This window comes from Streptomyces sp. NRRL S-920 (assembly GCF_000717945.1).
Taxonomy (GTDB): Bacteria; Actinomycetota; Actinomycetes; order Streptomycetales; family Streptomycetaceae; genus Streptomyces; species Streptomyces alboniger.
In genome coordinates this window covers 1-295 of record NZ_JODF01000176.1, presented here as the reverse complement: position 1 = coordinate 295, position 295 = coordinate 1, and the positions used below count along the sequence as shown (strand labels likewise).

General features: G+C 69.5%; 1 protein-coding gene. It reads left to right on the top strand.

What is annotated here, in order from left to right:
* Positions 1–295 (top strand): 3-deoxy-7-phosphoheptulonate synthase (locus IG54_RS0137395; protein WP_030795764.1); only part of this gene is annotated, 295 nt, incomplete at both ends.

Below are 295 nucleotides of genomic sequence, written 5' to 3'. Positions count from 1 at the left end.
GGGGCATCCGGTGATCTGGCTGTGCGATCCGATGCACGGCAACACCCAGCGCGGCCCGCTGGGCCGCAAGACCCGCCTGCTGACCCGCATCACCCGCGAAGTGGAACTCTTCCAGGAAGTGGCCGGCGCGCAGCACGTGGTCGCAGGGGGGCTGCACCTGGAAGCCACCCCGGAGACCGTCGGCGAATGCGTGGCCGACGAGTCACGCCTCGATGACCTCCTCGACCCGGTGGGCTACACCACCGTCTGCGACCCCCGCCTCAACATCGACCAGGCCGTAGCAGTCGTATCCGCC